Origin of the sequence: Halorhabdus sp. SVX81 (assembly GCF_029207715.1) — an archaeon.
Taxonomy (GTDB): domain Archaea; phylum Halobacteriota; class Halobacteria; order Halobacteriales; family Haloarculaceae; genus Halorhabdus.
The window spans coordinates 2,867,474-2,881,324 of the sequence record NZ_CP104322.1; the positions used below are offsets into that span (position 1 = coordinate 2,867,474).

Here is a 13,851-nt window from a genome sequence, read left to right on the forward strand (position 1 = left end):
AAAAGAACCGGTAGACCGTGTTTCCGAGCGGGAAACCCGACTCGGCGATCAACCGGTGTCGAGACCCGTGATCTCGAAGCGAGCGCCCCCGCTCGCGGAATCGGTGGCCGCGACCGACCAGCCGTGGTGGTCGGCGATCCGGGCGACGATCGACAGCCCGAGTCCGGTCCCGTGATCGTCGGTGCTGAATCCAGGCGCGAAAACGCGCTCGCGTCGCCCCGGCGGAATGCCGCGACCGTCGTCGGCGACGTAGAACCCGGGAGCGTCAGCGAGCGGCCCGACAGTGACCGTCACGTCGGTCCCGCCGTGCTCGATCGAATTTCGGAAGAGGTTCTCGAAGAGCCGTCCCAGGCGGTCGGGATCGGCGACGACCGTGGGCAGCGATTTCTCGACGACGATGTCGGCGTCGTCGGTCTCGACAGTCGCCCACGCCCGCTCGGCGGCGGCCGAGATATCGACTCGTCCATCCGGCTGGACGACGTCGGCCCCCCTGGCCAGCGTCAGCACGTCCCCGACGATCCGTTCCATCCGGTCGTGGGCGTCAGCGACGTGTTCGAAGTGCTCGACCTCGCCGGTTTCCCGAGCCGCGCGCAAGCGGGCTTTGGCGACATCCAGCGGGTTGCGAAGGTCGTGGCTGATCACACTTGCCACGTGGTCCAGCCCGATCTCGTCGGCCGCCCGGGCGATCCCCGTCGGCACAGGAGTAAAGAGGAGGACCCCGCCGGCGTTTCCGTCCGTGGGGACGACCCGCAGGAGATATCGGTCATGCGACGCCGCCCCCGACTCGGACGGCTGCGTGCCCGTTTCGACGGTGAACTGATCGGCGGCCGTCCCGACGACAGCCGGCTCGTCAGGCCCCTGGACGATCGACAGCCCGACCGTCTCGAACAGCGAGGCCACCGGTTCGCCCGCATCCACGGGCCCGAAGGTCGTCTCGAAGGCTTCGTTGACCGTTTCGACGACCGGGGTTCCGTCTTCGATCCCGTAGTGACAGACCGGGTCGGGCCATTGCTCGGCGTCGACGATGCTCGTGGGGTTGTCGGTCATGTCTCGCGTGGTGCTGTGTCCGGCCCCTGTAGCGCTCCGATCGAGAACGGTCTTGCGGACGTCATTTGTGCGATGGCGGTGATCACCGTTCGTCCCGGTCGCCTAAAGCCCTGGAGGCTAGTTATACAGACGCCACCGACGGGGACGGCCACGGTACCGACTCAGTATCCCTAGCCTGGGAACTCAGGGGAGTACAGCACGACTATCCGGCCATGAAGGGATGCCGCTCAACGCCGAACGGAACTCCCTCACCCAACGGCGCTGTCGATCATGGAGACGAACCCCGACCGGACACAGTCCCAAGCGGGACGATACTCGCCCTGCTCGGGGATACGTACGCTCGCCGGCTTCTGTCACTGGTAGTCGAGCAACCCCGGACGGGCCGGGAGCTCAGTGCGGCGACTGACATGTCCAGGCCGACGATATACAGACGGCTCGAACGCTTAGCCGAGCACGGGCTCGTCCGGACGGAGCTGGAGTTCGATCCGGACGGCCACCACCGAAAGCGGTTCCACGCCACCGTCAGCGAGTTCGACTTCGACCTCGGCTCCGACGGGATCGACGTGCATCCGCGAACTCCGGACGACGAACGGTCCTGACAGCGCCGCGGACGGCGCGTCCGCTCACCCGCAGTCGATCGATTCGCCGACGGCGCGGACCGTCTCTCTCGGGGCGTCGCCAAAGACCGTATAGCGATATCCGTCACAGGACCAGATCAGCGACGTGCCGCTTTCGAACGACTGGATCACTGCCTCCTGTCCGTTGATGTCGAGGCGATCGCCCTCGGGGAGAGTACCACTGTCGCCTCTCGGTTCGGACTTCGTCACCCGGAGGGTCGCCGACCCGTTCGTATACTGGAGTGACGTGCGGACCGTGCCGTTGTCGTCGAAATATCGCGCGGAATCGAACTCCAGGGGTTCGGGCACGTCCGGATCGGGAATCGCCATCTCGCTTGCGGCAGCCAGTTCACCGCTGGTCCCGAAAGTCCGGCTGACGATCCTCCGTTCGGTGACCGTCACGTTCGCCGGCGGGTCGAACGTGAACGTGCCGGCCGGGATCGCGGGATTGAATGTCACGTTCCGGTAGGTCGTCGTCACGGTCCGTCGCTCCGTATCGACGACGATCGTCGAGTTCCACTGGAGCGGATAGTACCACTCCTGGTCGATCCACAGCGTGATATTGGCCGTGTTGACGTCCGCCTGTGGGACGGCTTCCACGACGTACGCCTCGCGACCGGCGACTGTCCCGGTCCCTTGGTAGTGCAGCGAGGCGTTTTCGAAACTCTCGACCTGTCCAGTGAACGGCTGTGGGCCGCCGCTTCCGGCAGCGGGTAAAATGAGTGGATCGAGTGCCGCTTCCCGCTCGGACTCGTCCGCCGGTGCGTTCAATCGCCCGAAGATCGACCGCATCGCTCGCGAAATGCTGGTGGTTGACTGCTGGTCCCCCTCGACCCGTCGCGTCCGCTGGACGGTGTTCGCGGCTCGATCGTATCGCCACGTCACGGAGTCGTTTGCGACGACGAGTGACCGCGTTTCACCGGTCTATGTCGTCGATCGACGCCGGTCGGTTCCGACCTCGAACACGGTCTGCCGGGCCGTGATTCGTGTCCCGTCCAGTGTGGACACGACCGTCGCATTCACTGCGTCAAGATCGGCGAGCGACCCCTCGACCGCCTCCGCCGTCGGCAGGTCCGACTGCTGGCTCCCCACTCCTGCACAGCCTGTGAGGACCGCGAGGATCGCGATCGACACCAGGAGGAGCGGTCGAAGCCGGGAGGTGGAGGGCGTCTGCATGTGACACAGTACGTATAGATCCCGAAAAACCTGATGGAGGTCGCTCAGATCGCACACGGTGTAAGCGATCCCCAAACAGTGTGTACCGGAGCCCGAAGGTTCGTGTCCCCGGCACACATGATATCTGTATGGAAGGACCCAGCGTGGTTGTCGTGATCGCCGTCCTGCTGGCCGGCTGTACGCTACCGGGCATCCAGCCGGACGCCGGGACGGCCACATCACCAGAAACCGGTGGCACCGCCGCGGAAACGCCGGCGACGGGGACGCCAGTACTCCCGGCGGAGGAGACCTGGACGGTGACGGTCGTCGAGGTGATCGACGGCGACACGATGGACGTCCGGTTCGCGAATGGGTCCACCGAGCGGGTCCGGTTGCTCGGCGTGGACACGCCCGAACCCTACGCGGAAGTGGCTCCCGCTGAGTGGGACGGCGTTCCCGATACGGAGGCCGGGCGAACGTGGCTTCGCGGCTGGGCTGACAACGCCACGGCGTTCGCCGAGCGGCGACTGGCCGGCGAGGACGTCCGGATCGTCACCGACGAGGTGGCGGGTAGCCGTGGGGGATACGGCCGACTGCTCGTCTACGTAGTGGTCGACGGCGAGGTGTTCGGCGAGCAGTTACTCGAGAAGGGCTACGCGCGGCTGTACGAGACCGAGTTCGGGCTGTACGATCGGTTCGCCGCGGCCGAGGTGCGGGCACAGACGGCCGAAAGTGGCGTCTGGGGGTTCAGCGGCAGGTCACGGTAGCCCGAGGCGATCGTTCCGAGCAGCCCGCGCCGGACGGCCAACCATGTCCGTGGGTTTATATACCAGAGTCAAACCAGGGCAGGCATGACCAAGTCGTACGACATCGAGGGCATCGAGTTGACCGACGACCGCTACACCGTCGTCCAGTCGCTGATTCGCAACAAGTACCGGGCCGAGGACGAGCAGGGGAACGTCGTGCTTCGGGGCAAGCAAAAGCTGTTCAAGCTGAAAGAGAAGTTCCCGTTCGTCGACGCCGACGGCGAGGAGGTCTTCACCGTCACGGCGGGCGGGATCCTCGACGTCGCCGGCGATTACGTCCTCAGCGACGCCCGGACCGGCGAGGACATCGTGATCCTCGACAACGACTACTCGATCTTCCAGGACACGTGGAAGATCCGGGACGCCCGGACGGAGGCCAAACTCGCGGAGATCAACTCCCGGGGCGCGATGGTGACGCTGGCGCGAGCGTACGTCCCCTTCGGTGGCTGGATTCCACACAAATACGAGATCACGGACCTCGACGGCGACCACGTCGGGCGGATCGACGGCGAACTCTCGCTGAAGGATCGCTACGACATCGTGATCGACGATGCGAGTGACGTCCCGAAAGAGCCGATCGTGGCCGCCGCGATGGTCGTCGACGCGATCCAGGGCCACTGACGAGACTCACAGCGACACCGTTGCTCGGCCACCCACGAACCGCCACGGCTTTGTCTCGCCTGGCGAACGTCGAAGTATGACTGCAGTCCTCTGTGACATGGACGGCGTGATCGTCAGTTCCGAGGCCCACTGGAAGCGCCACGAGAGCGAGGACATCTACCCGGCGACGGTCCCCGACCAGGAGGTCCCGCCAGAGGAGACCACGGGCATGTACTACCGCGAGATCTACGACTATCTGGACGACAATTACGGCGCGGCGATCTCTCGCGAGGAATTTCTCGAACTCTTCGAGGAAGCGGGTCGGCAGATCTACGGCGAGGAGGCCGAAATCGTCGCGGGTGTCCCCGAACTGCTCCGGGACGTTCGCGCCGACGGGCACGGCGTCTCGCTGGTGACCTCCTCGCCACATCACTGGATCGATGTCGTGCTCGACCGGTTCGACCTCGAAGACGATTTCGACGCGATCGTCAGCGCGGCCGACGTCGAAGCGGGCAAGCCCGCCCCGGATGTCTACGAGCGGGCGGCCGAGCTTGCCGGCGAGGATCCCACTGACTGTATTGCGATCGAGGACTCGACGAACGGGGCGTCGGCGGCCAAAGCGGCGGGCGCGTTCACGATCGGCTTCACCGGCGTCCACAACGACATCGACCGCTCGATCCCGGACGTCGTCGCCGAGGACGTCGCTGAGTTGCGGGAGCGCCTGCTCGAACGATTGTAAGCACCGACCGTCTCAGTCCGGAGTGAACGACGTCTCCTCGTCGGCCGTCCGGCGACAGACGGCCCGACCGCGCGCCAGGTCGTGCTGGACCCAGACACAGGCCCCGAGCACGAGGCACGCGCCGATCAATGGGGGCTGAATCCGTCGCAGGACGTCCGTAGCCAGCCATGTGGCAGCCCCACCCAGCCCGGCCGGAAGGTCGCTCGTCATCATCAGCAGGGGCTCGGGCGGGATAGCGAGCCAGAGCAGGATCGTGCCGATCGCGAGGACGCGTACTGCCGGATGGTTCTCGATCCGGTAGGCGACCAAGACGAGGGGCGCGACAGCGAGCGTGAAGTAAAACCATTCCAGCGGGACGACCGCAAGCAGGCCGATCACCGTCGCGAGAAAGGCCGTCTCGGCACCGGCCGGCTCGTCGAGTCGACGATAGCACGCGAGCACTGGCGGGCCGAGGAGGCCAGCAGCCCCGATCCAGAGCCACGGGCCCGAGACGCCCAGTGCCGACAGCGGACGCATGACGGTCACGTGGGCCGGTCGAAGCGGCGGCCCACCCGCGAAGACGGCGGTCGAAGACTCCTCAAAGAGGACCGTCGTGACGTAGGAGTGGGTCAACTCGATGCCGACCACGAGGTTCCCTAGCCACCCGACGGCCAGGACCCCGATCGCGACGGCAAGTGCCCGCCAGGAGCGCCGGGCAAACAGCCAGGCCCACGTCCCGCCGGGATAGACTTTGATGAGCGCCCCCAGCCCGAATCCGACCCCTCCTCGCCAGGCGCGGTCGGTGAGGGCGACGAGGAAGCCGCCACCCACACAGAGGGCCACGACCGGGGATATCTGTCCCATCACGAACGTGCTGGTGACTGGCCCGGCGGCGAGGATCGCGAGCGCGGCGAGTCGCCGGTCGATCCGAGACCTCGTTGGGAGGCGAGCCAGGACGAGCCACGCAAGGGTGCCGAGTGCGAGCAGATTGACGCCGACCTGCGTGACGTAAGCGGCGGTCGGCCCGATGAGCCCGTACCCGATCGCGAGAACGGCGACGACAGGTGGGTACTTGAACGTGAATCCGGGGGTACCGGTCGGGCTCACGGCGTAGACCGCCTCGCCGTCCAGCATGGCCCGGCCCGCCCGGGCGTAGACGTCGGTGGCGACCGAGAACTGTGCCGGACGAACCACGGCCATCGAAATGACTGCGGTGAGACCGGCGAGCAGCCCGACGACGAGGGAAAGGCGTACCCACCACCGGCCGCTCGGCCGGTCGCCACCCCCCACCGACGGAATCGAGTTCGGCAGCGCCATATCCCATCTCCAACCGGTCTTCGGAGAAAAGTATCGGTTCGACACTGGGGTTGCTAGCTCGGAGTCGAATCCCGTCCAGGGTGGTTCGATCCAGCGGTGGCCCCGCCGACACCGGATGACGTGCTACTGAGGCGAAAAGGGCTCGATCGGGCCAGCTTCGACCGGACGGCTACAAGAGGGACGGAAGCGTACCCGGATCTGATGTCGGACCTCGAACTCACCGTCGACGATCGAACGCTCGAAGCCGAATGGCTCGACGAGAATCCCGACCTTCGGGACACCCTGGCTGATGCCCTGCCGGTCGAAGGCCAGGCGGCCCGGTGGGGTGACGAACTGTACTTCGACGCGAGTCTGGACGGCCAGCCGGAGACGACGAGCGAGGAAGTGCCGGTCGGCACGATCGCCTACTGGGCAGGCGGTGAAGTGATCGCACTGTTCTGGGGACCGACGCCGGCGAGCACCGACGAGACACCGAAAGCGGCAGCCCCGGTCGCGCCACTCGCGCGGATCGAAGACGTGCGTCCGCTGGCGGATCTCGACGGCGGGGCGACGGTTCGGATCGATTCAGTGGAGTGATTAACACGGGCGCACCGACGAATCGCGTGCAAGAATTTGATCCCGACCACGACTGCAGCGACGACACGCCGGTCAAGCGTGCGTGTGCAAAACGTCGAGCGGTCGGACGAAAATACATATCGCCAAATTCATATTTCTCCTATATGATTTGAATCAGTAACGAGAATTATTTGTGAGAATGGATGAACGACAAAATGAAACTAATCGGCGACGGTTCCTCGGCGTGGTGGCGACAGCACTCGGATCGACGGCCGGTTGTGCAGAAATCAGTCGCCTTCTCGGGGAGCCGAGGGCGCGAAAACGAACGAATCTGAGCTGGCGCGCGTTTGAACCGTACGTGAAGGGGCAACCGACCCTCGATGCGGCACCGGCCGCGGACGCCTGGCTTGCGACCGATCCGGACTGGATCGAACGGAACGTGAGATGGGCAAATCTGACGGGTCACGAACAGGATAGTATGCGCCAATTGCAACAGCGGTTCGAGCCGGGCGAATACTTCTTCACGGCGATCGTCGGTGCGCTCCCGTCTGACTATGGGTTGGGAAAGTACAGAGATGTCAGAATCGACGAGCAAACGATTCACGTCTACGCAAACGGTGCGAAGATGTCGATCGGTGGTGGTTCGGATCCGGATCCCGGCGAAACGGAGTATACCTACGACTACACGTTCACACTCTGGAAACTTCGGGACAATCTGAGCGCGCCGACCGACATCGACTTCAACTTCCGACGTGGTGAATTGCCGACCGACATCTGGTCGAACAGATAGCCCCAGATTCACTCCACCGCGACCAACCGGCCCTCCACCACCGGCCCAATGGCACGTCCGGGAGCGCCACCTCGATCGCGAACTTCAGTTCCTCGGTATCGCCGCCGACGGGCAGCGTCAGGCCCATTCCTGAATTCCAAAGATGAGGTACTTGAAAATCTCAATACCCGGTCGATTAGGGGCTGGATCACCGCAGTAGTAGTCCGTGTCACCCCGAGGACTCAGGCTCAGCCTCTTCAAGCATGGAGTACAGCGACGAAAGAACACTTCCGAGTAGCGCTATCCCTCCAAGTAATAACGGAAGTTTTGCCTGCTGTTCCGCGATGGGGTCAACTCCCCCTATTTCGGTCTGTACTGCCCACAGCATCAATAGGATACTGAATAGGAGCGCGTCTCTTGACAGCGACATGTGTGAATTGGTTGTAGGCATATTTATAAAAATTTTCGTTCTACTGACACCATCGGCGACGAGAACGCCACCTGCCTGGACGCACCACCGGTTGAAAATGCCCACGCGAAATGTGCACTTGCAACCGTCGTTAGGCAAGAGAAGACCCACACCACTGCGGCGGCTTGGCGAAAACGGGTGGTCCCGAGTATGGGGTCACTCAGTCGACACGAACATGCAAATGTGATAGCAGGATAGAAAGACTGATATGATAATCGGATTGGAGATTGTGTATAATGCGTCGACGAAAGTTCCTCTCGCTGGCGTCTACGTCGTTCGCACTGGCAAGCGTTCCTGTATTACGCAGTGTGATGGGACCGACAACCGTCAGCGAGACCGTCTTCGGCGCGAGTGAATCTCCCCTCTCAGAGGCGGACATCAAAACGGCCAATCGACGGGCACTGAAGAATACAGACGAGATCGCGGCCCAGTCGAACGGTGGGGATGCTGCTGCGATGATGCCGTCGCCGGTGACCGGTGAGAACGAAGCCGTCGTCGGCTATCGAGTTGCAGTCGATAGTAGCGGGCATGTCGATTACCTACTCGGGAGTGTCAGTACCGGCCGTGGCGACGAACGACGACGATCCCACGACACGACGGGGGGACGCCAACGCCGTGACAGCGAGGCCACAACCGGCGCGGCCAGTGACGAAAGTCCCGCTCAAAGCGCCGTCGAAAGGGTACACGAAGGATTGAAAGGCGCAACTGATCGAACGGATTCAGCACGATCGGGCGGGTGCTTCGAACCAAGCGGCCTGTTCTCGGATGACACGAATCTGGAAGCGTGGACCGACCAGTGGGGGTGCCCTGATACGAGTGGTCGCAGAGTCACAATCGGGGAGGCCGCCGGCAGAGATCAGTTTACCAACAAGGATGTGGAACGGGCGTTCGGACAACTGTTCGTCGATGAATATGTCTTCCGGCAGAAACGAGACGGCGAGCAACTCATCAGCACCCTGAGCGAGTACGAACTGCGGCCAGGCGAAGCCATAGATGAGGACGGTTTCAAGAACTACAAGCTCGAGGGATTTGAGCCCACCCATGACTACGGAGTGGCCACCAGAAACGAAGTTCGCCAGATCGAGGGGGCACCAACCTACAAAAACGAAGCCCCTTCCGACATTACGGGGTTCTCGATGGATGCCGGTGTCACGCCAGTCAGTATTGATCTGAGTTGGAGCAACGAGCCCGACGAAATTCAGCTGATCAAGCACGGCCATCCTGCTGATGCTATCAGATGGGAACACACGTGGGCGAAGACACAGGCAACACCGACGGTGTTCGCGGCGAGCGCAGCCAGAGTCGCTGACGAGTTTGCGGACGGTGAGAAAGTGCTCCGGACCGAAGCAGAAATGGACGTGATAGATCCAACGCCGTGGTATTTGCCGTTACCAGGGAGCCACGGGTCACTTTTGACCGCCGTGGAATATTATGTGGGAGAAGGGGAGAGTTCGTAGATGAGTGGAGTGGGCCGAATGATCTGAACGGAGCATTCCACCTGATGTAGGAGGACACAGTGACAAACGATCACCTCGGCACCATGTTCCCCGGTACCATACTACTGGATTGCGATGGAACCGGCGATATGATTTGTACCCAGATACCAGCCGGAGTTTCGACAGGGTCGTCGCTCAGACAACTTCGACCGTCCGCGTCTCGACGACCGGCTGAATCGGGAGTTCCGGGAACGACACTTCGACGCGGAAAGTCAGTTCGTCGGCGTCACCCCCGAAGACGCCGACCGGAAGCGTCGCCTCGCCAAGGTAGGTCTCGCTCGCAGTCATCTCGACGCCGTTGACGGTCACCCGGATGCCAGCCTGCCCGCCGCCGGCCGTGTTCCGAATCGTCACCTCGCACATCTCGTTCTCGCCGTGGGGGATCGACTCGGGGAAGGCTCCCCAGTCGATCTCGACCACCGGCAGGTCACGTGCACTCTCGAGGACGCGCTCGGCGACGCCCTCGCTCAGGCCCGCATCGACCAGGCCCTCGACACCCGCCGCGACCACGTCGGCTGGCGTCGCCAGTCCCTCGGCGGCGAGTTTGCTCGCCCGACCGGACCCGACGCCGTCGATGGCCGTCAACCCGACCGCGTCGTCGCTGATGCCGTGTTCGACGCGGGCCTCGATCCGACGGGCGAGGTTCGCCGCGCGTGCGCCGTCGAACTCCGCGAGGAAGGCCTGAAGTGCAGCCAGGAGGCGATTGGCGTTCTGGCGGATCACCCAGGCGTCGCTCTGAAGTTCGGTCGGCGTCGTTCCCCGCATGCTGGCCTCCAGAATCGCCAGGACCTTCCGCTGACCCGAATCGAGATCGACATCGACGACGGTCTCCTGATCGGTCCGGTCGTCGCCCAGGACCGCGTGGACAGCGTCGCGTTCGTCGGTTCGGGCGCTGACGCTGTCGAACTCGCCGGCCCCCGCGACGGCCGAGAGTATGTCCCGTTCGGTGAGTTCGGCCTCGCCCGCGGCGTCGGCGAGATCGCCGAAGTGCCGGGCAGTATCCAGCCGGAGGTAAAAACGCGAGGCGAGGCGGCCAAGGGCGGTCGCCGAGACCCGGAGATCGTCGTCCATCTCGACGAAGCCCCGATCGACGAGCCCACGCATCGTGGAACTGGCCTGCTCCCGAAGCGATCCCGCGGCGTCGTAGCGATCGGGGGCATTGTTCGCGCGCACGTAGTAGAACGTCGTCTCCAGCCAGTCGAGCACGTCATCGAGATCGCGGATCGTCCCCATCGCGATCTCGGCGTTGAGGTGGGCATCCAGACTCTCGGCCAGCCGTGACTCGATCTCCTTGCCGTCTCGGAGGAGTCGTCGGTACTTGTCGGCCTCGCTGCGGTCGGTGATCACCCAGGCGTACCCGTGTTCGTCATAGCCCGGCCGGCCCGCCCGCCCGAGCATCTGAAGCACGTCGAGGGGGCTCATGTCGACCTCGCCCTCCAGCGGATCGTGGAGTTTGGTGTCACGGATCACGACACACCGGGCGGGCAGGTTGACGCCCCACGCGAGCGTGGACGTCGAGAAGAGGATCGCGAGTTTGCCCTCGCGGAACCACTGTTCGACGAGATTCTTGTCCTCCCGGGAGAGGCCGGCGTGGTGGAACCCGACGCCGTCGAGGACCGACTGCCGGAGGGTGTTGTTGTTGAGTTCGGAAGCGTCGTTGTGAAAGTCGTAGTCGCCCCGGGCACCGATCGGAATGTCCCGTTCGGCGAGTTCGTCGCGGGTCTTCTTGGCCGCCTGGACCGTGTCCTGCCGGGAGGAGACGAACACGAGTGACTGCCCGTCCTCCCGGAGGTGGGGTTCGACGAGATCGAGGGCTCGATACAGCCGCCGGTACTTGTCGGCGAAGGCGTTCTCGCCGTGGCTGTAGGTCTTGACGTCGGCGTTGAGGGGGACCGGTCGATAGTCGTCGCCGAAGGCGAAGGTGCTCTCGGCGGGGGCCTCAAGCCACTCGGCGACGTCCCCGATGTTGGTCATCGTCGCCGAGAGGGCCACGATCCGGGGGTCACAGAGGCGTCGAAGTCTGGAAATGGTGACCTCCAGCACGCTCCCGCGACGGTCTGCGTCGAGTAAGTGGACCTCGTCGATGACGACGCAGTCGACGTCGGTGACGAAGCTGTACCGACTGGAGTCGTGCTTGCGGGTCGCCGAGTCGGCCTTCTCGGGCGTCATGACGAGGACGTCCGCGCGTTCGGCACGCCGGGGGTTGAGGTCGCGCTCGCCGGTGACGACGTACACCGAGTGGCCCAGTTCCTCGAAGCGATCCCACTCGCTCTCCTTTTCATTGGTGAGTGCCCGGAGCGGCGCGAGAAAAAGCGCCGTCCCGCCCCGATCGATGGTCTTCGCGATGGCAACCTCCGCGACCGCGGTCTTGCCGCTGGCGGTCGGCGCGCTCACGACGACGTTCTCGTCGCGCTCGAGCAGCGCCGGCAGGGTCTCGGCCTGCATCGCGTTGAACGACTCGAAGGGAAACGCCGGCGCGAAGTCGGGCAATACGTCGGCGACGGGCACCGCTTTTGGGCTCTCGACTGGCTCTGCCACGCGTAGGTCAGAGACGGGGCGGCGCGTGCATAGGCGTTTCTGTCGCGGGTCCCAGCCCGATCGGCCGATCGAGATACCTGGCCAACCGGTCGACACTGGCGGCGACCGGACAACCACCCCGGACAGTCCCCCTGTTTTATCCTGCCAACGAATGAATGCGACCCTATGTACGACCAGATCCTCCTCCCGGTCGACGAGCAGACTGGACCCGCCGAGGTACTCCACCATGCCGGCGAGATCGCCCACCACTTCGACGCAGAGATCCAGATCCTCTACGTCGCTGATACCGACGAGTACAGCGTGACAGTCGTTGACGAAGGGGTGGTCGACGGGCTCGTCGAACACGGCAAGCAGGTCGTCGCCGACGTGGGCGAGACCCTCGACTCCCTCGACGTCGCCCACAGCGCCGATGTCGTCCAGGGGACGCCGGCCGAGACGATCGTCAAGTACGCCAGCGAATACGGCTACGACCTGATCGTGATGCCGACCCACGCCCGCGAGGGACTCTCGCGGTTCCTGCTCGGTAGCGTCACTGAAAAGGTCGTCCGACTCGCGGACGTGCCGGTGCTGACCGCCCGGATGATCGAAGAGGATGCGTTTACCTTCCCATACGAGCGCATCCTGCTCCCGACCGACAGCAGCGAATCGTCACGTCGCGCCGCCGAGCACGGCCTCGACCTCGCGGCGGCCATGGACGCCGCGGTCGACGTGCTCTCGGTGGTCGAGACCGCCGCGCTCGGGCCGGATATCGGCTCGAACGTCACCAGCGGCGACTTCGACCAGGGTGCCCACGAGGCGGTCTCGGAGGTCGCGGGCATGGCCGAAAAGCGGGACGTCGAGGCGAGCACACACGTCGAGACCGGGTCGCCCGACGAGGAGATCCTCTCGGCCGTCGACGAGTACGACTGCCAGGCCGTCGTGATGGGCACGACCGGCCGCCGCGGCGTCGATCGAATCCTGTTGGGCAGCGTCGCCGAGAAGACCGTCCGGTCCGCGCCGGTGCCGGTCGTGACCGTGCGTGAGGAGTGAGCACGCAGACGAGACCGCTATCGGCAATGGATTTTGCGTTCCCCGTGAGTACAGCATCTCCCGCTCGCTTTCGTCGTGACCGGTGACGACTCCGGATCAGAACATATTTATTAGATTTACTGCAAGATTCGATATCATATCGGAGATGATCTCGACATGAACCGACGTCGGTTTCTCGCATCGCTGGGCGGGGCAGGCGCGATCGGTGGCGCTAGCTACATCGCCCTGGATCCATTCCAGCGAGAACACCGACTCTGGTTCGTTCGTCTCAACAGATCGTGGCCTGGAGAAGTCGAAGTCGATGCCCGGGTAAAACGCAATGGCACAGTCGTCTGCGAAGATAGCTACGAAATCCCAGGGATGGACGCGAGTGAAACGCTGGACGAGAAGCCATTAGTTTGGGTTGACGTGAACAGTAGATTACTCTACGGCTGGGATACCGACCCTGCGGCGTTCACTGTCGAAAGTCGCATCTCCGGCCGGGACGAATGGGTGAGTCAATCCTTCGGTCACGTTGAAGCCAATACCAGCATCGGAGCTACCGTCAATATCTTTGGCCTCGGAGTCGCCGGGACCCGCGCACACGAATTCGGATCCGCAACGCAAGCGAAACAGTTCCTCGAAGAAGTCAAACCAGCCAATAGAGATCAGTCGTCCGGGAACACCACCAAGTGACCAAGCCGTCACTCGATGGCAGGCCCAAACAGGCAGATGCGCAGAACCGCGTCGACCCTA

Annotated in this window: 15 protein-coding genes; 8 read left to right on the top strand and 7 right to left on the bottom strand. The window is 63.9% G+C overall.

Annotated elements, in window-relative coordinates:
• Positions 1-48 precede the first annotated feature (48 nt).
• The 4 genes from SVXhr_RS14335 to SVXhr_RS14350 form a co-directional block, all read right to left on the bottom strand.
• Entirely contained in the window at positions 49-1,047 is a 999-nt protein-coding gene (locus SVXhr_RS14335) for a HAMP domain-containing sensor histidine kinase (RefSeq protein WP_275738206.1), read from the bottom strand.
• Positions 1,048-1,490: 443 nt separating this feature from the next.
• Positions 1,491-1,616: a hypothetical protein gene (locus SVXhr_RS14340; protein ID WP_275738207.1), complete on the bottom strand. Its 126-nt coding sequence runs from the start codon at positions 1,614-1,616 to the stop codon at positions 1,491-1,493.
• Between the two features lie 54 nt (positions 1,617-1,670).
• A complete protein-coding gene (locus SVXhr_RS14345; protein WP_275738209.1) occupies positions 1,671-2,549 on the bottom strand; it encodes a DUF2092 domain-containing protein in 879 nt (292 codons plus the stop codon).
• 39 nt (positions 2,550-2,588) lie between these two features.
• A complete protein-coding gene (locus SVXhr_RS14350) occupies positions 2,589-2,840 on the bottom strand; it encodes a hypothetical protein (protein WP_275738211.1) in 252 nt (83 codons plus the stop codon).
• Positions 2,841-2,968: 128 nt separating this feature from the next.
• On the opposite strand from SVXhr_RS14350, the gene SVXhr_RS14355 reads away from it, so the two are divergent.
• From SVXhr_RS14355 to SVXhr_RS14365, 3 genes are all read left to right on the top strand, one after another.
• Positions 2,969-3,586: a thermonuclease family protein gene (locus SVXhr_RS14355; RefSeq protein ID WP_275738213.1), complete on the top strand. Its 618-nt coding sequence runs from the start codon at positions 2,969-2,971 to the stop codon at positions 3,584-3,586.
• 84 nt (positions 3,587-3,670) lie between these two features.
• Entirely contained in the window at positions 3,671-4,246 is a 576-nt protein-coding gene (locus SVXhr_RS14360; RefSeq protein WP_275738215.1) for a hypothetical protein, read from the top strand.
• A 76-nt stretch (positions 4,247-4,322) separates the two neighbouring features.
• On the top strand, positions 4,323-4,964 hold the full coding sequence (locus SVXhr_RS14365; RefSeq protein ID WP_275738217.1) for an HAD family phosphatase: 642 nt from the start codon (positions 4,323-4,325) through the stop codon (positions 4,962-4,964).
• Positions 4,965-4,976: 12 nt separating this feature from the next.
• Here SVXhr_RS14365 and SVXhr_RS14370 read toward each other — a convergent pair whose 3' ends face one another.
• Complete coding sequence (locus SVXhr_RS14370; RefSeq protein WP_275738220.1) at positions 4,977-6,260, bottom strand: glycosyltransferase family 87 protein; 1,284 nt, start codon at positions 6,258-6,260, stop codon at positions 4,977-4,979.
• 201 nt (positions 6,261-6,461) lie between these two features.
• On the opposite strand from SVXhr_RS14370, the gene SVXhr_RS14375 reads away from it, so the two are divergent.
• Both SVXhr_RS14375 and SVXhr_RS14380 read left to right on the top strand, forming a co-directional pair.
• Positions 6,462-6,836, top strand: a complete 375-nt coding sequence (locus SVXhr_RS14375) for a cyclophilin-like fold protein (RefSeq protein ID WP_275738222.1) — start codon at positions 6,462-6,464, stop codon at positions 6,834-6,836.
• 337 nt (positions 6,837-7,173) lie between these two features.
• Positions 7,174-7,605: a hypothetical protein gene (locus SVXhr_RS14380; RefSeq protein ID WP_275738224.1), complete on the top strand. Its 432-nt coding sequence runs from the start codon at positions 7,174-7,176 to the stop codon at positions 7,603-7,605.
• Positions 7,606-7,813: 208 nt separating this feature from the next.
• On the opposite strand, the gene SVXhr_RS14385 is transcribed toward SVXhr_RS14380, so the two are convergent.
• Positions 7,814-8,014, bottom strand: a complete 201-nt coding sequence (locus SVXhr_RS14385; protein WP_275738225.1) for a hypothetical protein — start codon at positions 8,012-8,014, stop codon at positions 7,814-7,816.
• 494 nt (positions 8,015-8,508) lie between these two features.
• Here SVXhr_RS14385 and SVXhr_RS14390 point away from each other — a divergent pair, with 494 nt between their 5' ends.
• On the top strand, positions 8,509-9,510 hold the full coding sequence (locus tag SVXhr_RS14390; protein ID WP_275738227.1) for a hypothetical protein: 1,002 nt from the start codon (positions 8,509-8,511) through the stop codon (positions 9,508-9,510).
• 174 nt (positions 9,511-9,684) lie between these two features.
• Here SVXhr_RS14390 and SVXhr_RS14395 read toward each other — a convergent pair whose 3' ends face one another.
• Complete coding sequence (locus SVXhr_RS14395; RefSeq protein ID WP_275740960.1) at positions 9,685-12,057, bottom strand: DEAD/DEAH box helicase; 2,373 nt, start codon at positions 12,055-12,057, stop codon at positions 9,685-9,687.
• Between the two features lie 195 nt (positions 12,058-12,252).
• Here SVXhr_RS14395 and SVXhr_RS14400 point away from each other — a divergent pair, with 195 nt between their 5' ends.
• Both SVXhr_RS14400 and SVXhr_RS14405 read left to right on the top strand, forming a co-directional pair.
• Positions 12,253-13,116, top strand: coding sequence for a universal stress protein (locus SVXhr_RS14400; RefSeq protein WP_275738230.1), 864 nt, complete (start codon positions 12,253-12,255; stop codon positions 13,114-13,116).
• A gap of 156 nt (positions 13,117-13,272) precedes the next feature.
• Positions 13,273-13,791, top strand: coding sequence for a hypothetical protein (locus tag SVXhr_RS14405; RefSeq protein ID WP_275738232.1), 519 nt, complete (start codon positions 13,273-13,275; stop codon positions 13,789-13,791).
• The last annotated feature ends 60 nt before the right edge of the window (positions 13,792-13,851 follow it).

What these genes read in the sequence shown, in the direction of transcription:
- SVXhr_RS14335 (WP_275738206.1), bottom strand. Translation starts at nt 1,047, where the DNA reads ATGACCGACAACCCCACGAGCATCGTCGACGCCGAGCAATGGCCCGAC.
- SVXhr_RS14340 (WP_275738207.1), bottom strand. Translation starts at nt 1,616, where the DNA reads ATGCACGTCGATCCCGTCGGAGCCGAGGTCGAAGTCGAACTCGCTGAC.
- SVXhr_RS14350 (WP_275738211.1), bottom strand. Translation starts at nt 2,840, where the DNA reads ATGCAGACGCCCTCCACCTCCCGGCTTCGACCGCTCCTCCTGGTGTCG.
- SVXhr_RS14355 (WP_275738213.1), top strand. Translation starts at nt 2,969, where the DNA reads ATGGAAGGACCCAGCGTGGTTGTCGTGATCGCCGTCCTGCTGGCCGGC.
- SVXhr_RS14360 (WP_275738215.1), top strand. Translation starts at nt 3,671, where the DNA reads ATGACCAAGTCGTACGACATCGAGGGCATCGAGTTGACCGACGACCGC.
- SVXhr_RS14365 (WP_275738217.1), top strand. Translation starts at nt 4,323, where the DNA reads ATGACTGCAGTCCTCTGTGACATGGACGGCGTGATCGTCAGTTCCGAG.
- SVXhr_RS14370 (WP_275738220.1), bottom strand. Translation starts at nt 6,260, where the DNA reads ATGGCGCTGCCGAACTCGATTCCGTCGGTGGGGGGTGGCGACCGGCCG.
- SVXhr_RS14375 (WP_275738222.1), top strand. Translation starts at nt 6,462, where the DNA reads ATGTCGGACCTCGAACTCACCGTCGACGATCGAACGCTCGAAGCCGAA.
- SVXhr_RS14385 (WP_275738225.1), bottom strand. Translation starts at nt 8,014, where the DNA reads ATGTCGCTGTCAAGAGACGCGCTCCTATTCAGTATCCTATTGATGCTG.
- SVXhr_RS14390 (WP_275738227.1), top strand. Translation starts at nt 8,509, where the DNA reads ATGATGCCGTCGCCGGTGACCGGTGAGAACGAAGCCGTCGTCGGCTAT.
- SVXhr_RS14400 (WP_275738230.1), top strand. Translation starts at nt 12,253, where the DNA reads ATGTACGACCAGATCCTCCTCCCGGTCGACGAGCAGACTGGACCCGCC.
- SVXhr_RS14405 (WP_275738232.1), top strand. Translation starts at nt 13,273, where the DNA reads ATGAACCGACGTCGGTTTCTCGCATCGCTGGGCGGGGCAGGCGCGATC.